Raw genomic sequence first — 23,977 nt, forward strand, 5'->3', positions numbered from 1 at the left:
AGACGGAAGCTGAAGCATCCTTAGTGTGTGCCCTGTCGGAGCAGTATCAAATATAATATAATCGAACTCTTCCTGAACTTTTTCATCCGTAATAAATTTGGAGAATTCATTAAATGCTGCAATTTCAACGGTACAGGAACCAGAAAGCTGTTCTTCCATATTTTTTAACACAGTCTCAGGCAGCTGTCCGCGATATGGTGCGATTACACCTTCACGATATTCTGCAGCTGCTTCTATGGGGTCTAAGTTTGCTACCACAAGATTAGGAACTTCATGTATGGGAACGCCTTTATTGTCCAATTCTGTCTCAAATACATCCTGGAGGTTCGATGCCGGATCTGTACTGATCAGCAAAACTTTTTTTCCTGCATCAGCAAGGGACACCGCTGTGGCACAGGCTGTTGAAGTTTTTCCTACTCCACCCTTTCCTGTAAAGAAAAGATATTTTGTGAGTACTGCTTCTTGTATATTAAAGTTTTCCATTATAACTCCCTTTCATTCCTTCCATTTAAAATCTCAGTGACTAAAACATTCTTCGCCTGCGCATATTATTTACGTTATCGCCTGCATAAGAAATCGCTTTATTGGGGCATAAGTTACCACAGCCATGACACCCTTGTATACAGCCTTCTGGATGTATAACAACAGGCCTTGGCATATTTGATTTATCATAAACACCCTGCCGGCATTTATTGACACACTTACCACACTCACAGCATCTATCGTAATCAATGATCGGATACCAGGATTTTGACATTATTTTTCTAATCTCCTTTTAAAATTATTCAAATTTTACTATCTGCTAGTTATTTGTAATAATTTAATCTTAATGTCAATCAATCATAAAAAATGGTATTCTTTTATACACTAAATCTCCCTGGTACTGCAACAATTACGCAGGGATGGCAGCATATAGCTTATCATTGCAATTCCGACTGTTATTATTCCTGATAAAAAAAACCATTTTTCAACCCCTATTATCTCCGCAAAGGATCCGGATAAAATTAATCCTAACGGCATGGCAATCATCCCAAGGCTAGTCGATAACGAAAGAACTCTGCCTAGAAATTCCTCTTTTATCTTAAGCTGGTATATTGCTGTGAGAACTCCATAATAAAATGGAATCGTTATCCCCATAAAACCTGCCAGTACTATAAACACCTTAAATTGGTCAGGCTGTAAGATACCGGTTATAATAAGTCCTACTCCCATCGCAGCTATGGACAGAATAATGGCATAAATCTTATTGATCTTTTCACCCTGTTTTCCTAAGATAACTGCTCCTAATAAGGTTCCTGCTGAGAATACAATTTCTACAATACTGGAATCTTTAAATGTACCTCCAAAATATGACATACAAATCAAAGGATACAGCGTACCGATTGGGAAATAAATCATTGCATAGAGAGAACTGATAATCATCAGGCTCATCATTCCCTTCTCTTTACGCAATACGATAAAACCTTCTTTTGCTTCCTGCAAAAGATCCGGTACCTTCTCATTATCTATCCTATTGCTTTTTGGAATTTTTATCACAGTAATTGTAATTATTGCGATAGCTGCCCCAACAATATCCGTTAGCAATATCATGTTGATGTTCAAAGTACTATAAAGAATTGCTGCGACCGCAGGACTTAATAATAACGAAACTGATTCCATCCCCTGGGTGTAGCCTGCACAATTTGTCAAATATTCCTTTGGTACGATCATTGGAGTAACCGCCTGCAGCGATGGTGAATGAAAAGCGGTTCCGATGGAACGAAAAAATAGAACTGTCATAATAAGCCATATAGGCAATGTTCCAAATAAACCAGCCAATACTAATACCATGGTTACAAATGCTATTGCTGAATCTGCCAGTATCATAATCCATTTTCTATCGTATCGGTCAATTAAAACACCAATAAATGGACCCAATACTGCCTGTGGCAAGAAACCTGTCAGCGTTGCGAGGGACAGAACTGCAGCAGATTCCGTTTTATCTGTTAAATACCAGATAATTGCCATTTGTATGATGGAACTTGTAAAGATTGATATTGCCTGACCAGTCCATATTACTGCAAATTTTCTTTTCCAGGACATAATTTTCCGATCTACTGCAGCCACCCCTCTCTTGCGTGTTTTAATGATCTTTTATCTTCTCTAATTAAGTCTTCTTATTGAATCTGCTATCATCCGATTGGAAATACCGCCATAAAACTTTAATTCACGATTGATAGCTGTCAGCGGAAGTCTGTATCCCTGGTTCATTGCATCAATCACATAATCATAGTCCTCCATATTGTCCATGAGAATATCAATAAACTGTGTTTTGAACTGTTTTGGATTTATATTCTTTGTTAAATAATAGTTAAATTCATCATACATTTCACCCATTGTTTTTGATGAACAGCTTCCACCATTACATCCAACTGATTGATTTCTGATACCAAAAACATCTATTGTTATTTTATCTGGCATTAACAATATCGCCTCCAGTTCTATATATAATTAACAGCAGCAATCCCCTCCGGAACATCCACAGCCCTGTGTTTTCTTACTTGCCGCGTTCACCGCATCTGGCTTTTCTCCAATATAATTTTCCGGCACATTAAGCAATTTTACAAATTCATCATTGGTTGGGTATCTTCCTGTTATAGTAATTTCATCATCTATAACAACAACTGGTAATCCATCAACTCCATTTTCTTTCACATAATTATTTATTGTTTGATTTGTTACAAATTTCTGTGGATTGTTTGAAAGATTAAACCGGTCAACATGTACTCCATTATTCTCCAGTGTGTTTAATACCGTAGAAATTCTTAATAATTCTGTATCAACTCCAACACCGCAAAGTCCGGTTGAACAACACATAGCTGGTTCATATATTTTCATAGTTTTCATTTTCATACCTCCTTGTTATCAGTTAAATAGTTTTTTTCTTCACATACTATGTTTCCAACATCAGAACCTTCTGGGAACCAATGCATTGTATTATTTGCTATTTTAACCAGTATTAACATAATTGGCACCTCAGTTAAAACACCCACAACAGTAGCCAATGCTGCCGGCGAATCCATTCCAAATAAGGCAATTGCAACCGCAACAGATAGTTCAAAAAAATTGGAAGCGCCAATCATACCTGCCGGAGCTGCTATATTGTGAGGAAGCTTTAATACCTTTGCTGCCAGATATGCAATAAAGAAAATGAAAAATGTCTGTATGATTAGTGGCACTGCTATCAGTAATATGTGCAAAGGATTATTTAAAATAACATCCCCCTGAAAGGAGAATAAAAGTACAAGCATCAGTAACAAGCCAACAATTGTTGCATTATCAAACTTAGGCAAAAACTGATTTTCAAAAAATTCTGTTCCCTTCTTTTTACTAACAAACATCCTTGTTAACACACCCGCTGTTAAAGGAACCACAACAAACAAAACAACCGATAATATTAAAGTATCCCAAGGAACGGTTACTTTACTCACTCCAAGTAAGAATTTCACAATTGGTACAAATACCACTAGAATAATTAAATCATTAGTTGCAACCTGCACGACCGTATATGCCGGATTTCCTTTTGTCAACTGGCTCCAAACAAAAACCATGGCTGTACAAGGTGCGGCTCCTAATAAAACGGCTCCCGCTAAATATTGTTTACCTAAATCGGCTGGAATCAGTCCTTTAAATACAATATAGAAAAAGAAATAGGCTATTGCAAACATAGTGAAAGGCTTTATTAACCAATTCGTAACCCACGTCACGTATAAGCCCTTTGGATTTTTGCCTACATTTTTGACACTTTCAAAATTCACCTTCATCATCATTGGATAAATCATTACCCAGATTAATACTGCAGTAGGAATAGATACCTTTGCATACTCAAACTGATTAAAAAACTCTGGTATTGATGGTAGAAATTTTCCAATTAATACCCCTATAATCATGCAAAGTGCTACCCATATGGTTAAGTATTTTTGAAAAAAACCAATTTCTGTTGAGTTCTCTTTGTTCATTTTTTCTCTCTCCTTTAATGTGTTATTTTGTAATTATTTTCGAATTTGTACAGACATCAATGGTTTTGTACTTTTCACATAGTTCATGGTCTGCCTGATAGGTTGGTAATTCAACAATCTTATGTTGTAAATACTCCCACAGGTTTTTGTGTTCTTCTATAAAGCTTTCGTTTATCCTATAATATGCCCATTGTGACTTCTTATAACAATTAAGAATTCCGCAGTTTTTAAGTACGGTCAAATGCCTGGAAGCGTTTGATTGCGTCATATCTAAAAAGACTTCAACCTCACAGACACACATTTCTCTTTCCATCAGTAAAGCCATGATTCTTAACCTGCTCTCTTCTGATAGTGCTTTAAAAATATTCAACACGATTTCACCCCTTCCTGTATAAATATTTATATGAGCATATATGCATATTCTATGCACAGAGAAATCATATGTTACAATGATTTCCTGCTTTTTCTATAATTTTTATGTCCGCCGGATAAATTATAAACTTCCTTAAACCCATGGTTTAACAGAATGTTCTGCGCCGCATTACCGGTAACCCCTTTATTGCAATAGGTCACAGTAATGGCTTTTCTATCCAGTTTATCTAACGAATCCCTTAACTTGGCATGGGGTATGCTTACCGCTGTTTCTATATGATCCTGCACGTATTGTGAAGCGGCTCTGGCATCAATCAATTGATAGTTCTTACTAGAGTTTATTAACTCTTCCAGTTCATCAGAAGATATCAGCTTTCTGTCAGAGTGAATCGCATTATCTAAAATCATTCCTGTATACATAACGGGATCCTTTGTTGTAGAAAATGGAGGTGCGTACGCCAAATCGAGATGAAATAAGTCTTCCACATGTGCTTTATAAGTAATTGCTGTAACAAATACATCAATTCTTTTATCAACGCCTTCAAAACCAACAATCTGGACACCTAAAAGTTTTCCGGTATCTTTATCTGCAATACCTTTGATAACTATTTCCTTTCCACCCATATATTCCGGCTTATTCGGCTTAATATTATGGCAGACTACAACATGATATCCTTCTTTCTTTGCTTCTCTTTCTGATAATCCGGTAAGTGCAACCGTCATACCAAAAATCTTGAAAATGCCGGTTCCAAGAATGCCTCTGAAAGATAAGTTTCCGCCTGTTACTACATCCCCAGTGATTCTTCCGGTTTTATTTGCAGTAGATCCCATTGGACGATATACTGGTTTTCCGGTAACTACATGAAACTGCTCTGAGCAATCACCGCAAGAATAGATGTCTTTCACATTTGTCATCATCTTCTCATTTACTTTAATGGCCCCTGCTACTCCAAGTTCAATACCGGCTTTTACTGCAAGTTCTGTATTAGGTCTTACTCCTGTTGAAAGCAGTACAAAATCGGCTTCCACTTCTCTTCCATCTTCTAGAATTACCTTATCTTCTTTTATATCTACTACTGATATACCTGTAAAAATATTTATACCATTTCTCTCCAAATGTTCTTCCACATATACTGCGATATCGCCATCAAGACCTGGAGTTACTTGTGGAAGTCTCTCTATGAGTGTAACATCAATACCAAGTTCTTTCAGATTTTCACATACTTCCAAACCTATAAATCCAGTACCTACAATTACAGCTGATTTTGGTGCATTTTCATTTATATATGCTTTGATTTGTTTCATATCCCCAATATTTCGTAATGTAAATACATTTTTATGATGTACACCTTTGACTGGCGGTATAACAGCAGAAGCACCAGTTGCTATTACAAGCTTATCGTAATGATCTTGAAGGATATCACCAGTAGACAGATTTTTTATTTCCAGTGTCTTATATATAGGATCAATGGACAGCACTTCATTTCTTATGAAAATATCTACATTATACTTGTTTTTAAAAAATGCAGGATCACGAGGGATAAGTTTATCTGCATCCTCTACCTCTCCACCAATATAATAAGGCATTCCACATCCTGAATATGAGATAAAACTGTCTTTGTCATAGATTATTATCTCGGCATTCTCATCGTTTCTCCTCGCTTTTGCGGCGGCTGAAGTTCCGGAAGCTACTGCTCCAATTATGATTAATCGCATTTATTGACCTCCTTAGAATTTTTACAGATACAGTTTTCTTGCTCTGCTGTAATGTTATTCCAGTAGTTTTTAATATTTTCTATTAACTCGATATTATTGCTGTATCGAATCCATGTTCCTTCTTTTTGGCTTTTTACAAGACCACATTCTATTAATATCTTCAAGTGGTAAGATAGTGTAGGCTGAGTAATCTCAAACGATTCCAAAATATCGCAGGCACAAAGCCCACCACAGGATAACATTTCAATTATTTTAAGTCTCGTAGCATCACCTAATGCTTTGAATACAGGTGCAAAATCTACATGTAAATCCATTTATTATTATTCTCCATTTTCATATTGAATATTGCTCACCACCGGCTCTACTTGTGCGCAACTGAGCTCCACCAATTTAAGTAATAGATTCTCCATTGCGTTTGGCTGCTTAAATTATCTTCAAGTGGTGATTATGAGTCAATAGCAAGGGCTAAAGCCAGCGATAAATCGCTCTATTGACACAAAATCACCCTTGAAGTGGAAGTAGTCAAGCCAAAAAAGGGTGGATCTGTTCTGCGAACCCATGGAGCTATTATGAAATCTGATGGTGCTTATACAGGTGTAGCTCTGGAGCTATTTCTGCGAAATATTCACATATCTTTTATATGTTTTATCGCAATATAGATAACTATCTATATCACATATTATAAGTACTATATAGATAATTGTCAATACGTTTAATGTAATCTTGTAATCTTCATAAATTGAAAAAGTAAATTCCGCCCCCTTTACTCATGTACTGGAATTTACTTTTTCAAGTCAGCATCTTGTAATCTTTATGCGATTTCAACGTAAAATATTTATTCATTACTTTGGTTGACTTTACATTCAATCACTCTCACCTATTATAAGTTAGCTATCTCAGCACAAAAAATACTCCCTTAGTTGCAGAAGTTATTTATACTAACTATCTACTACAAAGAGAGCCTAACTTTGATTTTCATCAGTTTGAAGGTTTACACACACTTTATGAGCATCCCAAAATTTATTATACTATTTAGTTGCTTCTATGATGTAAGATGCAACAAAATCTTCTACAATTCTGTTTGGAACCCACGAGCTTATAATATCTTTGATGTTGTCCTTAGGAATTAATTTAATATTTTTAAGACCTGCTTTTTGCATCATTGTTCTAATACTTCATTTAAATGCGTTAGCATACAGATTTCTAATCCTTCTAGTATTTTCTTTGCATTTTCAAAGCCGCCACTGTTAATGGTATAATGCATCCATTTTCCCTGTCTGGTTGATTCCACAAAACCTGCCTCGCATAAAATCTTCATATGATGAGATAATGTAGACTGACTGATTTCCAATTCCTCTAATAATTTGCAAGCACATTTATCCCCACTTTGTAAGGTTTCTAGTATTAGCAGACGATTTGGATCGCAAAGCGCCTTAAAAACGGCTGACTCTTTTTCGTACTTCATTTTCATTTGTTCATCCTCACATTCAAAAGTATCAATATGCATATATTATACAAAATATCTTTTTTTGTCAATTTAAGTTTCATAAAATACTCAAATATTATTATATGAACATATTTATTTATATAAATATGACAAGTGCTGCTGCATCATGATGTGGCACTGGTAACAAATGCGATGAAAACAACCATCTTCAATTTCCCGTTTTTAACTAATAGAATCAAAATCAATCCACTAATTACGAATAAAAACGATAACAGCTGAGATACTCTTATCATATTATTCCAATATTTCGCATAAATACTCGGTTTGAGTTAAAAATGGGTTATATTATTGAGTGCAAATTCCCACTCAATTAATTCACCCTGATATACTTAGACGTCCAGTTTTTATGCATCTTTCTTGTAATTATTTCCCCGTAAACTTCCTGATTCATAAAATTTCCCCATCGGCCAATTGCCTGACCTAGTATAAAACTTGGAATCGCCAAATCTGTAAACTTTAATATGGGGAATTTATGTATCCTGCAAAATATAAAGTGCAATGAGAATAATGTCCAATATCAACTCTGTTGTATAACCCTTTTTCCTTGCTCGATAATCAGCTAATGCCACTCCAAGTAACATGCCTAATGCTATAATTACACCATACCAGGCTATATTAAATCCTTGAATTCCAATAAATATCTATTCTTTATTCTTATCCCATTCATTTAGTTATCGTTCTATTTTTCGTTCTAACTTCTTTTTATATTTTCATTCCACTAATTCCAAGGGTTACTGTGACAACTATCCTTCCACACAGGGTGATTTGTTATAACTTTTCCTTTTTTCTATTATTTATTCTGTAGTAATTTCAGTTATATTATTTTGATTTCCAGTATTCTGCGGCACTGAACAACCGCACCCTCCAAAAAACACTTTATACAATAATAGTAGCATTATAACGATAATAAAAACATTAAATAAAATATCGCTCTTATTTTTTCTCTTTTTAACTTCTTCTTGTTTCTCTTTTTCTTGCATCAGCTGCCCTCATTTCACTGTAATAGGAAAAAGATGAAAATTTTTTTATTTTCATCTCTCCCTGAATCTATATTATCTATCTTACTTTTTCTAATATTTTAACTGCTTCTTCTACTTTAAGTACTTTACCATAAGATATTACTTTGCCATCAACTACTAATGCCGGAGTAGTCATTACGCCATATGCTGCAATCTTTGAAAAATCTGTTACATGTTCAATTGCAGAATCCATACCAAGTTGTTCTAAAGCAATTTTTACATTCGCCTCCAGTTGCATACATTTGGCGCACCCTGAACCAAGTACTTTTACTGATTTTTCACCTTCTATAGCTTCCACTTCTTGTTCGATAGATTCAACATCACAAGCACCGCCACAACTACAACTGCTTTTTTCTTCTTTCATTTCGTCTTTTTTCTTTCCAAAACCAAATATTGCCATACCAATTACTCCTTCCATTCTAAAATCCCAGATAAAACATATAAAATGCTATGATTAATATAGCGCAACCCATTACTATTTTTAAAACCTTGCTAAATCTTCCGTATTTCTCACTTTGTGAAAGTTTTTGAACAAATCCAACGCTTGTACCTGCAATTACGGCTAATATTGCATGTCCTATCGAATATAATAGCAAAAGTAAAATTCCCCATGCAATACTTCCTTTACCAGCTACTATTGCTAATAATGCAATTAGAACTGGTGTCGAACATGGTGAAGAGAATATACCTCCTAATACACCCGCAATGAATGCTCCTATATAGCCGGTCTTTTTGTTTTTTGAAATCAAATAAGTAGAAGGTATAAAATTAAATACTTCCCATGTTTGTAATGCCATCATTAACATTAAAATACCCAGTGCAATATACCACCACTTTGCAGATGTCCCGATTAGGTTACCTGCAAGTGATGCCAATGTTCCTAATGTGGTAAACGTTACTGCAGTCCCCAAAGCAAAAGTCAGTGACAGTTTAAAAGCCTTCTTTGTATCCTTTTGACCCGTTCCGCCAACCACTCCTATGACAAGGGGTATTGTTGACAAGGAGCAGGGCGTTACAGATGTCAATGTTCCTGCCACTATTGCTAATAAGGGTGCCAGCCACATACTATCTTTTATCATTACTGATAGAGATTCAAGCACTTCATTCATTTACTCTACCCCCATTTCAGCAAATATCTTTCGCATTTGCACTTCGGTAATACCTCCTTGATGAACAGTAAACACATGCTTGTTCGTATCTTTTGATCTATACATTGTAAATTCAATTTCTTGTGCAAGTTCATCACTTGGTACATATGGTGTTCCAGCTGCAGTAAAAAACACTTGTGTTGGAATAACCGATACAGGGAAATTATTTGCGGCAGTTGTATTTTTCCACACATCTACGAAATGTACAATTGCTTTTCCCTGAAATTCTTCATGTAATGTTTCTAAAACTGGTGCCATTTCTTTACAAGGTATACAGGAATCCGAACCAAAGTCGATAACAAAAGGAAGTCCATAAGACTTGATTTCATCTAAATCAACGGAAGATATTTCTAATAATGAGTTTTCTTCATTAGTGCTCTCTTCATCTGTACTCTCTTCATTTGCATTTTCAGAATCCATTTGAGCTGTCTTCTGATTATTTAGTTTATCTTCCTCCGACTTCTTATATACATAGATACCTGCCACAACGACTAACGCTAAAATAACAATCAGTATTTTTACCCACAAATTTTTATTTTTTTTCACTATTTCATTTTCCACAACAATTTCCTCCTGTATTAAGATCTTTTCTATTCATTATTAAGAAACTTTATCGTACAATTACTCATATATTTGAGCGTTTCCTACAAATTATCACGATTTTTCTTACATCAACTATCAGAAATTAGTTTTAGAGCAAAACAAAACCTTCTTACCCTATTCAGTTACAAATGTCTTTCCACTTTTATCTTTAATATCTAAACCTGAAACTCTAACTAAAATATACTGATTGTCTTCTTCCGTGTATGTATCTAAAACACCCGTAACTTCTACCCATGTTCCCTCTTCTGGGATGTCCCCTTCCCATGCTATCTCAAAACCAACAATGCTTTCTTCCTCTCCACAATCACATGCGTATGTATTTCTTACAACAAAGTAATAGTCTTTACCTTCATCTTCTTCCAAATATATATATCCCTGGTATCTCACTGTTTCACCAACATATTTATCTGGATAATTGTATATCTCTCCTACTTGTGAAACAAATTTATCTTCTTCAATTTCTAATACACCATCTTGGTTTGCAGGTATTTGAACAGCTGCAGATTCAACATTTTCATCCCATATTTCCATTTCAGATGTATTACTTGAATCTTGTGTCAGTGAATCAGAATCTGTTCCACTATCTTCTGCTTCTTTCAATCGTTCTGTTTCAGTAGAATTGCTTTCATCTTTTGTTAGTAAACCTGAATCAGTTTCACTACCTTCTAATGTTTTTTCATTCGTATTACTTTGGCAACCGGTTATTAATACAATAACTAATCCCATGACTAAAAACAGTATTTTTTTAGATCTGCATCTGCACATTATTTTAGAACCTCATTTACATTATTTTGAATTCACTACATAATAAATAATTCGTATGAAATAGGTCTCCTTCCTTCTCAAATTTAAATTTCTTATTTCTTATTATTCTTTTTTAATTATAATAGCTTATGTTTAAACATATCTACATTTATCGATATTTTACCAGACATATCTATAAATGTCAATTTGTTTTACTGCCGTTCACACAATTTTCATATTCTTATATTTTATTTTATCAAAATAACAGGTAAGGCTTGAATTAATTGTATTTTTAACAAAAAGTATTACCGTTGATCCACGCAAGTTGCTTGAAAAATAGCCGAACTAAAAGAAAGCCTTTTGTTTTCTCTCATCTTATCTTGAAGCTTTTCCATATCCCCTTTTATAATCGCATATAAGTTCGTATTACTGTATCTCTTATTCTAAAAAATCTTGTAAAATAATATCCTCAGCTTCGATTTCTGTAAGTCCTAATGTCATCAATTTAGTTAACTGTTCAGATGCTATCTTTCCAATAGCGGCCTCATGAATAAGCTGCGCATCCGAATCCAATGCGTCTATTTCTGGTACAGACGATACCTGCGCATTGTCCATAATAATTGAATCGCATTGTATATGTCCTCGGCATTTACTATGTCCTATCAGATTCATATGAAAAATCTGTTTTGAGTCATCTCTCGCGACAGAACGAGAAATTACCTGAGCACTCGAATCTTCTCCAACCAGCTTTACATTAATATTAGATTCTGCGCTTTGATCTGAATTCGTAAATAATCTTTCAGTAACAATCAATCTTGCATTTTCATGTAAAATGACATCTGTGTCCCTTACCGTTTTATCTACGCCTTTGATCTGTATCATTTCAAGTTCTACCAAACCGTTCTCTTCTACTTCAATTACAGTTTTAGGATTTAGTATTCTTTCTCCTGTACCATCACCTTCACCATAGTGTTTCTCTACATACTTCATGTGCGCGCCCTTACGTACAAAGAACTCATGGACACCATCATGCTGTTCACTTTCGCCGCTTGAATTATGAATGCCACAGCCGGCTACTATCACGACATCAGAGCCTTCCCCTACTTCAAATGTATTGTAAACTATATCCTTTAATCCTTCCTGTGAAACAATTACCGGAATGTGAACGCTTTCTCCCTTTGTTCCAGGTTTTATAATAACGTCAATACCCGGTTTGTCCTTTTTCGTTATAATATCTATATTTGCTGTAGTATTTCGACTGATGCCTTCCCCATTTTTTCGAATATTATATGCCCCTAGCGGTACTTCATGTAAATCAGCTATTTCTTCCAAGATTACTTTATCTATTGCATTCAGCATTTGTGGTGCCTCCTTTTATACAGTCACTCCTGCAATCACAGTCTGAATCAAGATGTGATATTTTATCTAAAAACTTTTCATGAGTTGTTATTTCACTAATTTCTCCGTCTTTTAATAGAATGATTTCGTCCGCCAATCGTAAAATACGCTCCTGATGGGATATAATAACTATAGTTGTATCCTGTTTTTCATGAATTTTCTCAAATGTTCCTGTAAGTCTTTGAAAACTCCACAAATCAATTCCTGCTTCCGGTTCATCAAATACAGCAACCTTTAGATTTCTTGCTAAAACACTTGCAATTTCAATACGTTTTAATTCACCACCAGAAAAGGTTGCATCAATTTCACGGTCCAGATAATCTTGTGCGCATAGCCCTACATCATAAAGAAGTTGGCATATATCGATTTTATTTCCTGCAGCAGCCAGCTTTAACATTTTTCTAACAGTTAAACCTTTAAAACGGGCAGGTGCTTGAAATGCATAACCGATTCCTGATCTGGCTCTCTCTGTAATACTCTGATTCGTGATTTCAATATTATCCAGAAATAATTGTCCATCGTTGACTGTAATGATTCCCATGATTGCTTTCGCCAATGTAGATTTTCCCCCACCATTTGGACCTGTTATTACATATATTTTCTTTTTCTCCAATGTTAAGTTTATGTTTTTTAATATCTCTACTTTATTATCATTTCCATCCAAAGTAACATTAGTATTTTTTATTGTTAACAATTTTGTCCTCCTTAAATGAGCCTATACAGATATATTCCGATTATACTGAACATTAAGCTCATCTTTTTCTGATTGGATTTACTCGTAATTGAATAATCAACAATTTCCTCCACAACCGCATCCGCAGGAAGTGTTATCATCAACACCATTGGGAGGTGTCCACCCTGTATCATCACCAACATAAGTAATTGCACCATTTGGGCATAAACTTCCACATCCATGGCAGCCCTCAACACATCCATTTTCATTTATTACAATGGGGGTTGGTGCTTTTTGAGCATCATACACTCCGTGTGAACACATCTCTATGCAGGATCCACACTCTGCGCAATTCGTATAATCTATAACAGGATACCATTTTCTTGACATCTTTTTTCCTCCATGTTTTTTGGTCGCTAAAACCATAATTGTTTGAATTCCTCATTACTTAGCATATAGATATACTCCTGTATATTCACAACGTTTAAAAATGCTTCTATCTCTGATTTATCATATCGCTTTCCTTCAATCTTTTTCGTTAATTCCTCCACTGGATTTACTTCGAAAAAATCCCCATATAAATTGCAGCTGTCAATCATTCCGCCATTAATATACATTGTCAAGGATACTTTTCCGGCAGGAAACCGTAAATCTTTATGATAACTCATCTGTGGTGATTTTCCAAAATTCCAGTCCCATGTACTATATTTGTTGTTACGAATCTCTGTTATTGCTGAAATATCTTCAATTGTTAATTCGTAGTTTTTTATACTCTCTCTATCTTCATAAAACATGCTATTTATTAAGGAATTCTGAAAATCAACCAAAGTAATATCTTTATTAGTATACTCACTAATATTGGTCACTCTGCTTTTTACGGATTTAATCCCTTTCGACTCAATCTTTTCTTTATCTACGTTTAATGCTTGTGATAAAACAGTTAAATCGCTTGAAAACATAAGTGTGCCATGATGTAATACTCTACTTTTATAAAAATACTGGGCATTACCGGAAAATTTTTTACCATCTATCGTAATGTCATTCCTTCCATTAAATTCTGCATCTACATCAAATTTTTTCAGGCAGGCAACAACAGGCATTGCAAAAAAGGAAAAATCATTTGCATACAATTTCCCATCATTTTTTATTATAGTATAATTAAGGTTTCCAAAATCGTGGTATACAGCACCACCGCCAGACATTCGCCTTACAATATTTATTTTATTTTCTTCCACAAAATCACGATTAATTTCTTCATAAGCATTTTGATTTTTCCCAATTACAATCGTTGGCTCATTCTGCCAAAGAATAAGAACATCCTCTTTCATATTCTTGTATTTCATAAAATACTCTTCCAGGGCCAGATTGAAAAATGGATCATTCGATTTATTAATAATATTGATCAATTACATACCTCATTTCTTATTTGACTCGGGGTATTATTTAAGCAAGAGGTAATTTTACATTTTCACTCTTGCCTAAATAATTTTATTTCCATATTTTTTCTTTTAATCAGTTATTCCGCTAAAATGGTATCAACTTTCTTACATATTTCTTCTGCAACTTTGTCTACCATTTGATAATGTTCTTCTTTTAAATCCCTTGCAGAAACTATATCGGAAAGCACGACATCTTCCCCAAACAGCTCAGATAGGATAATTGTATCCCTGACTGCTCCGCTGAATTTTACGGTAGCTTTCTTTGCACAGCATTTACCACAACCATCTACAGCTATAACAGGATAATTTTTTGCGAATTCTCGTTCCTCGTCACCACCGGCAATGTATAATGGAAGACACAGAGTTACTACTTTTCCGGTTCTTAGCTCTTCCATAACTTTTCTGGTTGCAAGCCTGGCAATGGTACCTCCCAGAAACTCTTCGCCACTACATGAAAGTACTCCTACTTGAATATCAGCCATTATTCTGTTCCTCCTCTACCAATTCCGTAACTTTCGCAGCAATTTTCTCAGCAAATTCATCAACAATTTTCCATCCGTCTTCCGTCAAGGCAGTAGCCGAACCTGCATCGACACCTCTGTGGTTACGCATTTCATCTACGGAACGAAATTTTGCTTTTACAATTCCTCCTGCATGCTCAACACTTTTTGCGGAGCACAGCGCCGGACATCCATCTACTGTAATGCATGTACAACCCTTCACTTTTGCAGTTGCATCTGCCTCACCTGTTACAACATGTGCAAGACAGACTGTTTCTGCCTTTTCTGGTTGAAGATTGTTTGTAACCTGCAACGTTGCTTCTCTTGTCATTAAACCAAACACTTTTCCTATTCCACTACATGCAATTACCTTTACTTTAGACATGAAATTCATCCACCTTTCGTTTTAATACTGGGAAGTATCCTTTAAACTCATGAAGCAAATCCAAATCACTTTCAAAATCTGCTAGCTTCATTTCTAAAATCCATCCTTGCTCATAAGGGTTTTGATTAAGTAGTTCCGGTTCATCCAATAATTTTTCATTTATTGCCGTAATTGTTCCGCTAACAGGCGAAACGATTTCAAAAACAGCCTTGCCCGATTCAATCGAACCAGCCTCTTCAAACTGCTCTATATCACTTCCGATTGCAGGAGGTGTAAAAAACATAATATCTGATAAGCTTTTTTGCACATAATCGGTAACGCCGATTCGTGCTCTATCTCCTACAACATAGACCCAGACATCATTTTCATTGAAATAAAAGCCTTCTTCCTTCGGAACACGAAAAACAAATTTATCCTTTGTGTAGACTTCATATGTAAGAATTTCAGGAAATTGTACCGAATTTTCTTCAATTTCAGAAGCTTCCTTTTCCAATGTTAATTTGTCAACAATAATCTTTGCAAGTTTTAATTCACTGTCACCGACTCTTAAGCTTTTCCCTAACTCTATTCCATTCGTTTTCGCTTCTTCTGTAACATTGACTTTTTCAACAATTTTCAAGTTTTTTTCTATAGCAAGCTTGCTTGCACAGCGTGTCGCACATCCATCTATCACAAGTAACGGTTTTTCCTGCGCAATTTTATTATACTTGGCATCTGCCACACGGTAAAATACCGGGCAGATGATTTCGCTATCCGTGTTTTCTGAAAGAAGCACCGCAACTTCCTTCGCAACACATCCTGCGCATTTATCCAATCCGTTACATGGAAGTACCGCATACGATTTACTCATTTTCTTTCGCTTCCTTTCTGATTGATTTTATGTGTGCTGTCGTTTCATTCTTATCCGGGAAACTGATAGCATCTTCTCCGCATGTCTTCCCGCAGGCACGGCAAAAAACTACGCAATTATTTGGATTTTTAACTACAAATTTTTGCTCTTCGTCTTCATTCACTTCAAACACGTTGTGAGGACAAAATTCTACACACTCCATACAATAATTACATTTGCTAAAATCGATACGTGGACTCCAATCAACTTGTTCTCTTGGCACTCCCATAAATGATGATTCACTCATTATTCTTCCTCCCCCTCATATCCCAATTCTTTCAATGCTTTTTCAACTACCTCAAATGCTTTTTCATTCGTCATATCTCTTATATCAAGCATAACAGCGTCCTTTTCCACATCCAGCCCCGCTTCTTTAAATGCCTGTTTAAACATTTTTTTCTGCATATTAGGGGCACACGCTCCGATAATAACTTTTCTGTGCGCCTTTAAGTAATCCGCAAGGAAGCGATCTCCGTCCTCTTCACATAGTTGTGGGTGAATAAAACCATATTCTACCGGAAGTTCAACTCTGACCTGATTAATGAAATCCCATATGTCCATTGCCTGAAAACCTGGACATTTCCCTGTGCATACGCACATAATAAATCCATAACGTTCTTTTTCTTCCATTTTGAATTCCTCCTAATTTGTTATAATTTATGGATAGCTCTTCCTAATAAATCTCCACAAGCTTCCCAAATCGCTTCCCCAAGGGATGGGTGTGGGTGAATCATATCAGCCAAATCATCTGCTTTTGCCTTGAGCGTAATTGCAAGAGTAAGTTCGGAAATCATTTCTGAAGCATTTGTACCTAGTATCTGCCCACCGATTATCGTATTTTCTTGATCTGCAATCACTTTCACAAAGCCTTCACGTTCACCCAAGGTTAGTGCTCTACCATTATTTCTGAAGTTAAATCTGCCTACTTTTGCAGCTATACCTGCCTCTATTGCTTCCTCTTCCGTCATTCCTACTGAAGCCATTTCAGGATTTGTATAAACACAGGCAGGAACTGCTTGATAGTTCACTTTACTACTAATTCCTAAGGCATTTTCTGCTGCAACCTTGCCCTCCATAAATGCAAGATGCGCAAGCAGCTTACCGCCCACAAGATCTCCAGCGGCATATACTCCTTTTTTGTTTGTTTCCATGCTCTCATCTACAATAACAGCACCGTTCTTAATATTTAAGTTTAAATTCTGAAATATATCCGAATTTAATTTTCTGCCTACTGCAACCAGAACTGTTTCACAAGATTGAGTAGAAACTTTTTCTCCCTGATTATATGTAACCCCCAGACCATCTTCTGTTTTTTGTATTTCTGTTACTAATGCAGATAATTTAAAGGAGATTCCCTGACGTTTTATTAATTTCATTAGTTCATCGGCAACTTCTTTGTCTTCACCCGGAAGTATGCGGTCTTTTTGTTCAATAACAGTGATTTTAGCTCCTATTGCCGACCACATGGACGCAAACTCAAGTCCAATCACTCCTCCGCCAATGATTACTACACTTTTAGGCAGGCAATCTAAAGACAATGCTTCATTACTTGTAATTACACCCTCCAGATTAATTCCATCAATCGGGGGCATCATCGGAACAGCTCCCGTCGTTAAAATAAGTTTTTCACAGCATACCTCAATTGCTTCCTCATCTGTTTGAACCACTAATTTTCGTTCCGATATAACACTACCTCTGCCTTTTATAATAGTTACACCATTTGCATGTAGCAGCTGTTCAACTCCTGTGTTCAGATTTTTAACAACTCTATTTTTACGTCCAAGTGCAGCATTCCAGTCAATATTCCCTATACTGCTTTCTATGCCAAATTCCTTTGACTTCTTTATTGTTACCGCTGTGTCTGAAGTTTTCAGAAGTGCTTTCGTAGGTATACATCCGATATTTAAACATACCCCACCTAGTTCCTTTTCTTCAATCAAAACAACTTCTGCTCCAAGCTGTGCTGCCCGTATTGCAGCAACATATCCTGCTGGTCCTCCACCTAAAACAGCTATGTTGGTATTTACTCTATCCATACCTCCACACACCTCCAATCGTTTTTATATGAAATATATGGTTTTCTAATCTTTTCACATTATTTTACTTTTGAAAAAAGTTCATCTAATATTTTTTTTGCATTACTAAACCCTTGTTTATTCAAGGAATAATGCGTCTCTTTTCCAACTCGACTGCTATCCACAAGCCCCGAATCACAAAGTATTTTCATATGATGAGATAATGTGGACTGCACAATATTCAGTTCCTCTAATATTTTACATGCACACTTTTCTCCATCTTGAAGCATTTCTATAATCATCTGTCGATTTGGGTCACAAAGTGCTTTAAAAACCCTTGCGTTCTCTTCATGTTCAATTTTCACTACGTTTTCCACCTCTTATCTATATTTGTCGATATGTTATATATATTACTCTTCACATCGACATCTGTCAATATTCGATTCAATTTAAATTTGGACAACTTTCTTGTTTCTTGTGTTGGCTAACTTCGGTTTTTCATCTATATTAACAGCTATTGAAATTACTAAAACTCAGACCTATGTCTGTGACTAAACTCAGATACTCATAAACAAAGAAACTATTTATCATATACTCTATTGATTTTTTCAACTACAGCATCTTTTATCTTCTCTAAGTCTGGTGACGAATTCAAATAAAAGTTTTTTGAAACCGTCAAATCCTTAGTAACTACAATATGCTCATCTGTATTAAACCCTGCTTTTTCAAGAGTTTTCTTTGCGCAACTCATAGGGCACCCATCTACATCAAGCAATCCAAGTAACACAAATACCGGCGGTATTACAAGCAACAGAACTAATACCACCCAAAAGGCACGATATCTTTTTAGAATTTTTTTCATACTCCAGTCACCACCAATCCAATAATATATGCAACGATAAATGAGAAAATAAAAGCAATAACATTTCTTAATATAGTAATCTTCTTACCAAAATATTTGATTTCAACAGGCATTGTAACAATTCCAACCATCATTAACGACGAAACAAACGCTCCTATCTGCATAAACCCTGCTCCACCTTGCAATAGAAGTGCAGCCATTGGAAATGCTACAAAACCGGGTATTAGTGTGATTGCTCCTACAACAGCAGCGATTGCTACCCCCATTCTTGATGATTGTGCATATGATCATGTTCACTCATTATTACCCACCTCCCTTATTGCTTTGTTTTTTTTCATTTCCAAACCCGCAATAAAGAATGCTGCAACGATACCAACAATAAGAATGATAAAAGATGTATTCAAAAAAATTCTTGCAGTTCCATAGCGGTTCTTTATATGCTTTTACGAAATTCAGCTTTTCGACCACCGGCTTATCACGTTCCAAAATCTTAAACATAATAACTGAAAGAATCAATTCTCCAACACCATATATAGCGTAGACTAATCTCCATGATCCAAAATAGGATAAAGCCCCTCCGATTGCAGAAGCTGTCGCAGCACCTAAAAACATAAGTCCCATAACTTTTCCAAGAGCTTTATGACGATTCTTATCATCAAAGCTTTGTCATACTAAAGCCATAGTAACTGGGAAAATTCCCGCACCAAATGCGCCATTCATAGCTCTAAAAAATATCAGTGATGGTAAATTAAATGCAAATGCACCTAATATACTAAAAATAGAAGTTCCCATTGCTGCTATATTAATTATTTTTACTTTGCCAAACCGATCTGAAATCTCCATTAGCTAGAAACGCTATTAAACCCAACATCATAATAAGTTTGTTTTTACTTTTGTTATCCATATTATTTTTCTCGTTTCTTTCATTTTAATTTCATTATAGTTTTAAAAACTATATCATTATTCTAAAAGTAATGTAGCAAAATCTTCATTTTCTCCTTTATAATATCTAAGATTATCGATATGTAAATAATGGCATCAAATCTGCCCAAGCACTACCAGCTTTATACTGCTGGTAATGCTTATTAAAGTTTTGGTATTTTATAAACAGATTGTATTCATGTTATGCAATTAAAAAACCAAACGCATTAAAAAAATAACCAATTGCAATAATTCCAACGGTAACAATTCCTATAAAAATTGCTAATAATCTATTCTTAACAACTCTCTTTAACATAATCATCGATGGTAAACTAAGTGCAGTAACACCCATCATAAATGATAGAATTGTACCAACACCGACACCCTTCGCATATAATGCTTCCGCAATGGGAATGGTGCCAAAAATATCTGCATACATTGGAACACCAATAACAGTTGCAATCAAAACGGAAAATGGATTGTTTTGTCCTAATATACTTTGAATTATCGTTTCTGGAATCCAGTTGTGAATTGCTGCTCCAATCCCAACACCTACCAAGATATAAATAATTACTTTTTTAACGGTAGCCTGAACCTGTTCTTTCGCATAAACCATTCTTTCTCTTTTAGACAAATCCGGTGCTTCTATATCAACGACTGCTGCTGAATTTACAAATTTTACAACGTAGTCTTCCATCCCTAACTTATCTATAATAGTACCGCCAACAACGGCTAAAATGAGACCTACGATCACATACGTAATTGCAATTTTAGCACCGAAAATACTCATTAGAAGAATGAGTGCACCCAAATCAACCAAAGGGGATGAAATTAAAAAAGAAAATGTTACTCCAACCGGTAATCCTGCATTTGTAAAACCTATAAATATAGGTATGGATGAACAACTGCAGAACGGTGTTACTGTTCCTAGTAATGCACTTAGAATATTTGCTTTGATTCCATGAAATTTACCAAGTATTTTCTTCGTTCTTTCAGGCGGAAAATAGCTTTGAATATACGAGATAATAAATATTAATAAAGATAGTAATATTAATATTTTTATCGTATCATAGATAAAAAATTGAACACTTCCACCGAATCTTGAAGATATATCAAGTCCCAACGCAGACAGACCATCTCCTATTAATGCATTTAACCATTTCATACCTAGTATCTGATTCTGAAAAAAATCCCATATAGCTTTCATAATAAGCACCTTCCTTTATTGTTATATCGATATTTATCAATCTGATGTTATTATATTCCTCATATCGACATTTGTCAATATGACAGTGTTAAAATACTGCTTTTTTTAATATTTAGCACTTTTTTAATTTAATACACATAACAATCTGCATGGAATAAACCCTTTAAAGATGTTATTATTTTGTTCTTTCTCCGCCAAGGATAACCGAAGTAAGACATAAAAAAGCAGCCGATGCCATTTTCATAGCTTCAGACTGTAATTTGTTTTGTCTCCGTACTTTCAGGAACCATTTTTTACCCTCGGAATAATTAATATCCAAATCCATCCATGATGCTAGACTCCTCAACCCAACTTTAAAAGACTTTTTCCTTGCACATTATAATTCGTTAAATTACATGGACCCAAATCTCTCAAGATCAAGCAAATTAAAAGAAGGTACAGAATAAAATAATCTGATGCATTTTCCGACAGATTATTTTATCCTATACCTTCTTGTGTTATCATAATGGTGTTGCTTTATTAATGCGGCAGGAAACGCACCGACCAAAGTTTGATCCCTGCCACAAACACACAATAGTGGATGAATCCACACTGCATACTTATGATAACGTTATCTGTCGATTTTTTCAATCCTATTTCTCAAAAAATTTATGATGATGTCATTTCAACTCTTCAGTTTCACCAGCTTGTATGCACCTGTGGGCATTCTGGCTGTCTTACTATCCATGCTTATTATTACCGCCATGTTATGTCTGGCGATTCAAAAGAATGTCTCCGTATCTGCCGTGTAAAGTGCAGCATCTGTGGGCATTCCTGCACTGCTTTTATCTGCCTTCGTCCCTTATTCGCAGCTCCCTTTTAAAGCTCATGTTGAGATCATTTCCTGTCTCATGGAAAACAAAAGCTTTTCTTCCATTATGGAGGCAACTCCCTCTATTGACGAAAACAACATACGCTATATCATCCGGCAGTATCTTCATTAGCATTGCAATGCCGGCTATCAATGACTGTGAGTTGGGATAAGGAGGTGACTTTTATGCAAACATTTCAATGCATGCACATACATCCAGACGGACATAAATCCAAGTGGACCGGTTCCTGGGAGGTATTATCCACGGAAACCAGTGTCCATACTTATATAGTAGCACCAGAGTAGGAATAGGTTAATATCTTGAACATGGTCTTGGGGTCCACTGCTGGATTTCTGCCTTTGGCAGAGTAAGCCTGATACAACTTTGTGTAATCTAAATCCTCCAATTCATGGCTCAGCAGGCAGACAGAATCATCTTCAGGAATAAAACCTTCCAAACTTAGTGGCAAGACCAGTTGATAAGTTTGGCCAAGTTCGATATAATCTTTAGTAGTATATTTGGTTAATCGCATAATTAATTATACCACGGATTACGGGCTCTTCGGAGTCCGTTTTTCTATTTTTAAGTAAAAAAGAAGAGCTATTGCTCCAATAGATTATTCATCTATTTTTACAACAGCCCCTTGTATTTTATTTTAATAAGAACAGTCTTAGGCTTCGTAATCGATAATCACTTTAATATTGTTATCGGCTTTTACCGCAGTCTCAATGGCCTCCTGAAAATCTTTGAGCTTGAATTTTGAAGTCACAATTGTATTGACAGCAGTTTTCTTCTGAGTAAGATGATCAATCACTTCACGCAGGACTGAGTCGTTATATCCGCACGAGCCTTCAATACGAGCCTCGTTAATGATAAAGAATGAGGCATCAAGGCTAATCGGCCTGCCATAAACTGCTACAATTGAGTATTTGGTTCCCTGCCTGCCATTTGCAAAAACCTCCTGCAACATTGGCTCAAATCCTGCAGCATCGACGTAAAGATCCACATCCGGAACCTCTGTGCCCATCATGTTACGTACAGTACCAAAGTATTCCTTCAGTTTATCAAGTAACTTTTCACTCTTATTGTTTACGGTCAGCGCACCAATTTCCTTAGCCTTGGCCAGCCGCCAGTCATTGATGTCCACCACACAGACGTTTTTAAGTCCTCTGGCAAGCAAGCCGGCAGCAGCGGAGAGCCCGATGGTCCCCGCACCAAGCACGACAACCTTGTCGCTCAATTTGACACCCTGATGGATTGCGCCGTTTGTTCCAACGCTCAGCGGCTCAATAATCACTGCAGTGTCAAGTTCGAGACTTTTATCAAGCACATAGACGTTATAAAAAGTCTTTGCATTTTCGACATTGACATATTCCGAAAAAGCACCGGCAGTATCGGCACGAGATGCCCCTGCTTTTTTACATGTCATGGGATTAATAAAGACATAGTCACCGATTTGGATGTCATCAGCGACGTTTTCCCCTTTTTCTACAACAACCGAGACCATCTCATGTCCGAATTCGTTACCTGGAAAGATGGCGTACGAGTCGCCGCCATGCATGTAAGCACCAATGTCGGTGCCACAGATACCAGCTCTAAGGTTTTTCACCAGAATATCGTCGTCACCAATCTGCGGAATAGGCAAATTTTCAATTGAAACATCTTTGATTCCATTATAAATTACAGCTTTCATGGTTCCTTGCATTTTATTCACCTCGTTTTTATTATAT

The 23,977-nt window shown here is 35.9% G+C and carries 34 protein-coding genes and 1 pseudogene; all 35 read right to left on the reverse strand.

What is annotated here, in order from left to right; translation table 11 throughout:
• On the reverse strand, window positions 1-483 hold a 483-nt coding region (locus RZO55_RS21665), incomplete at its 3' end, for a TRC40/GET3/ArsA family transport-energizing ATPase (protein WP_318066348.1).
• 40 nt (window positions 484-523) lie between these two features.
• Window positions 524-757, reverse strand: a complete 234-nt coding sequence (locus RZO55_RS25815; protein WP_336624345.1) for a 4Fe-4S dicluster domain-containing protein — start codon at window positions 755-757, stop codon at window positions 524-526.
• A 110-nt stretch (window positions 758-867) separates the two neighbouring features.
• Entirely contained in the window at window positions 868-2,082 is a 1,215-nt protein-coding gene (locus RZO55_RS21670; RefSeq protein ID WP_318066349.1) for an MFS transporter, read from the reverse strand.
• Between the two features lie 60 nt (window positions 2,083-2,142).
• On the reverse strand, window positions 2,143-2,460 hold the full coding sequence (locus RZO55_RS21675) for a hypothetical protein (RefSeq protein WP_318066350.1): 318 nt from the start codon (window positions 2,458-2,460) through the stop codon (window positions 2,143-2,145).
• A 30-nt stretch (window positions 2,461-2,490) separates the two neighbouring features.
• On the reverse strand, window positions 2,491-2,886 hold the full coding sequence (gene arsD, locus RZO55_RS21680) for an arsenite efflux transporter metallochaperone ArsD (RefSeq protein WP_318066351.1): 396 nt from the start codon (window positions 2,884-2,886) through the stop codon (window positions 2,491-2,493).
• Between the two features lie 2 nt (window positions 2,887-2,888).
• Entirely contained in the window at window positions 2,889-3,998 is a 1,110-nt protein-coding gene (arsB, locus tag RZO55_RS21685; protein ID WP_318066352.1) for an ACR3 family arsenite efflux transporter, read from the reverse strand.
• A 22-nt stretch (window positions 3,999-4,020) separates the two neighbouring features.
• Window positions 4,021-4,428, reverse strand: coding sequence for an ArsR/SmtB family transcription factor (locus RZO55_RS21690; protein WP_318066353.1), 408 nt, complete (start codon window positions 4,426-4,428; stop codon window positions 4,021-4,023).
• Window positions 4,429-4,442: 14 nt separating this feature from the next.
• Window positions 4,443-6,086, reverse strand: a complete 1,644-nt coding sequence (locus tag RZO55_RS21695; RefSeq protein WP_318066354.1) for an FAD-dependent oxidoreductase — start codon at window positions 6,084-6,086, stop codon at window positions 4,443-4,445.
• Complete coding sequence (locus RZO55_RS21700; RefSeq protein ID WP_318066355.1) at window positions 6,077-6,400, reverse strand: ArsR/SmtB family transcription factor; 324 nt, start codon at window positions 6,398-6,400, stop codon at window positions 6,077-6,079. The genes RZO55_RS21695 and RZO55_RS21700 overlap by 10 nt, the downstream gene beginning before the upstream one ends.
• Before the next feature lie 714 nt (window positions 6,401-7,114).
• The gene (locus RZO55_RS21705; protein ID WP_318066356.1) at window positions 7,115-7,249 is read right to left on the reverse strand and encodes a hypothetical protein; all 135 of its coding nucleotides are present in this window, start codon (window positions 7,247-7,249) and stop codon (window positions 7,115-7,117) included.
• Window positions 7,246-7,557, reverse strand: a complete 312-nt coding sequence (locus RZO55_RS21710; protein WP_318066357.1) for an ArsR/SmtB family transcription factor — start codon at window positions 7,555-7,557, stop codon at window positions 7,246-7,248. The genes RZO55_RS21705 and RZO55_RS21710 overlap by 4 nt, the downstream gene beginning before the upstream one ends.
• 346 nt (window positions 7,558-7,903) lie before the next feature.
• Window positions 7,904-8,234 (reverse strand): annotated as a pseudogene (locus RZO55_RS25980) (prolipoprotein diacylglyceryl transferase family protein).
• Window positions 8,235-8,387: 153 nt separating this feature from the next.
• Window positions 8,388-8,573: a hypothetical protein gene (locus tag RZO55_RS21720; protein WP_318066358.1), complete on the reverse strand. Its 186-nt coding sequence runs from the start codon at window positions 8,571-8,573 to the stop codon at window positions 8,388-8,390.
• Between the two features lie 76 nt (window positions 8,574-8,649).
• A complete protein-coding gene (locus RZO55_RS21725; protein WP_318066359.1) occupies window positions 8,650-9,012 on the reverse strand; it encodes a thioredoxin family protein in 363 nt (120 codons plus the stop codon).
• A 19-nt stretch (window positions 9,013-9,031) separates the two neighbouring features.
• A complete protein-coding gene (locus tag RZO55_RS21730) occupies window positions 9,032-9,721 on the reverse strand; it encodes a cytochrome c biogenesis CcdA family protein (RefSeq protein ID WP_318066360.1) in 690 nt (229 codons plus the stop codon).
• Window positions 9,722-10,321: a thioredoxin family protein gene (locus RZO55_RS21735; protein ID WP_318066361.1), complete on the reverse strand. Its 600-nt coding sequence runs from the start codon at window positions 10,319-10,321 to the stop codon at window positions 9,722-9,724.
• Between the two features lie 156 nt (window positions 10,322-10,477).
• Window positions 10,478-11,089 carry a TIGR03943 family putative permease subunit gene (locus tag RZO55_RS21740; RefSeq protein ID WP_318066362.1) on the reverse strand — a complete coding sequence of 204 codons (612 nt, stop codon included), beginning with the start codon at window positions 11,087-11,089 and terminating at the stop codon, window positions 10,478-10,480.
• Between the two features lie 456 nt (window positions 11,090-11,545).
• The gene (locus RZO55_RS21745) at window positions 11,546-12,466 is read right to left on the reverse strand and encodes a SufB/SufD family protein (RefSeq protein WP_318066363.1); all 921 of its coding nucleotides are present in this window, start codon (window positions 12,464-12,466) and stop codon (window positions 11,546-11,548) included.
• On the reverse strand, window positions 12,447-13,199 hold the full coding sequence (locus RZO55_RS21750; protein WP_318066364.1) for an ABC transporter ATP-binding protein: 753 nt from the start codon (window positions 13,197-13,199) through the stop codon (window positions 12,447-12,449). The genes RZO55_RS21745 and RZO55_RS21750 overlap by 20 nt, the downstream gene beginning before the upstream one ends.
• 96 nt (window positions 13,200-13,295) lie before the next feature.
• Window positions 13,296-13,568: an ATP-binding protein gene (locus tag RZO55_RS21755; RefSeq protein ID WP_318066365.1), complete on the reverse strand. Its 273-nt coding sequence runs from the start codon at window positions 13,566-13,568 to the stop codon at window positions 13,296-13,298.
• Window positions 13,569-13,594: 26 nt separating this feature from the next.
• Window positions 13,595-14,584: a lipoate--protein ligase gene (gene lplA / locus RZO55_RS21760; RefSeq protein ID WP_318066366.1), complete on the reverse strand. Its 990-nt coding sequence runs from the start codon at window positions 14,582-14,584 to the stop codon at window positions 13,595-13,597.
• Window positions 14,585-14,694: 110 nt separating this feature from the next.
• Window positions 14,695-15,099, reverse strand: a complete 405-nt coding sequence (locus RZO55_RS21765; RefSeq protein WP_318066367.1) for a putative zinc-binding protein — start codon at window positions 15,097-15,099, stop codon at window positions 14,695-14,697.
• Window positions 15,092-15,502, reverse strand: coding sequence for a putative zinc-binding protein (locus tag RZO55_RS21770; RefSeq protein WP_318066368.1), 411 nt, complete (start codon window positions 15,500-15,502; stop codon window positions 15,092-15,094). The genes RZO55_RS21765 and RZO55_RS21770 overlap by 8 nt, the downstream gene beginning before the upstream one ends.
• Complete coding sequence (locus RZO55_RS21775; protein ID WP_318066369.1) at window positions 15,495-16,352, reverse strand: putative zinc-binding protein; 858 nt, start codon at window positions 16,350-16,352, stop codon at window positions 15,495-15,497. Before RZO55_RS21775 ends, RZO55_RS21770 begins: the two co-directional genes overlap by 8 nt.
• Window positions 16,345-16,638, reverse strand: coding sequence for a 4Fe-4S dicluster domain-containing protein (locus tag RZO55_RS21780; protein ID WP_318066370.1), 294 nt, complete (start codon window positions 16,636-16,638; stop codon window positions 16,345-16,347). Before RZO55_RS21780 ends, RZO55_RS21775 begins: the two co-directional genes overlap by 8 nt.
• Window positions 16,638-17,021: a hypothetical protein gene (locus RZO55_RS21785; protein WP_318066371.1), complete on the reverse strand. Its 384-nt coding sequence runs from the start codon at window positions 17,019-17,021 to the stop codon at window positions 16,638-16,640. Before RZO55_RS21785 ends, RZO55_RS21780 begins: the two co-directional genes overlap by 1 nt.
• 20 nt (window positions 17,022-17,041) lie before the next feature.
• Complete coding sequence (gene lpdA / locus RZO55_RS21790; protein WP_318066372.1) at window positions 17,042-18,427, reverse strand: dihydrolipoyl dehydrogenase; 1,386 nt, start codon at window positions 18,425-18,427, stop codon at window positions 17,042-17,044.
• Window positions 18,428-18,486: 59 nt separating this feature from the next.
• Entirely contained in the window at window positions 18,487-18,771 is a 285-nt protein-coding gene (locus RZO55_RS21795) for an ArsR/SmtB family transcription factor (RefSeq protein WP_318066373.1), read from the reverse strand.
• A 215-nt stretch (window positions 18,772-18,986) separates the two neighbouring features.
• Window positions 18,987-19,268 carry a putative zinc-binding protein gene (locus RZO55_RS21800; protein WP_318066374.1) on the reverse strand — a complete coding sequence of 94 codons (282 nt, stop codon included), beginning with the start codon at window positions 19,266-19,268 and terminating at the stop codon, window positions 18,987-18,989.
• Window positions 19,265-19,534: a hypothetical protein gene (locus tag RZO55_RS21805; RefSeq protein ID WP_318066375.1), complete on the reverse strand. Its 270-nt coding sequence runs from the start codon at window positions 19,532-19,534 to the stop codon at window positions 19,265-19,267. Before RZO55_RS21805 ends, RZO55_RS21800 begins: the two co-directional genes overlap by 4 nt.
• 37 nt (window positions 19,535-19,571) lie before the next feature.
• Window positions 19,572-19,889 (reverse strand): hypothetical protein, encoded by a 318-nt coding sequence (locus RZO55_RS21810; protein WP_318066376.1) that lies wholly within the window; start codon window positions 19,887-19,889, stop codon window positions 19,572-19,574.
• A gap of 45 nt (window positions 19,890-19,934) precedes the next feature.
• Complete coding sequence (locus RZO55_RS21815; RefSeq protein ID WP_318066377.1) at window positions 19,935-20,111, reverse strand: MFS transporter; 177 nt, start codon at window positions 20,109-20,111, stop codon at window positions 19,935-19,937.
• A 280-nt stretch (window positions 20,112-20,391) separates the two neighbouring features.
• Entirely contained in the window at window positions 20,392-21,396 is a 1,005-nt protein-coding gene (locus tag RZO55_RS21820) for a permease (protein ID WP_439100070.1), read from the reverse strand.
• A gap of 1,134 nt (window positions 21,397-22,530) precedes the next feature.
• Window positions 22,531-22,704: a transposase gene (locus tag RZO55_RS21825; protein WP_336624346.1), complete on the reverse strand. Its 174-nt coding sequence runs from the start codon at window positions 22,702-22,704 to the stop codon at window positions 22,531-22,533.
• A gap of 213 nt (window positions 22,705-22,917) precedes the next feature.
• A partial coding sequence (locus tag RZO55_RS21830; protein WP_318066379.1) for a zinc-dependent alcohol dehydrogenase occupies window positions 22,918-23,977 on the reverse strand: 1,060 nt, incomplete at its 5' end.

It is taken from the genome of Clostridium boliviensis, assembly GCF_033342255.1.
Taxonomy (GTDB): domain Bacteria; phylum Bacillota; class Clostridia; order Lachnospirales; family Lachnospiraceae; genus Lacrimispora; species Lacrimispora boliviensis.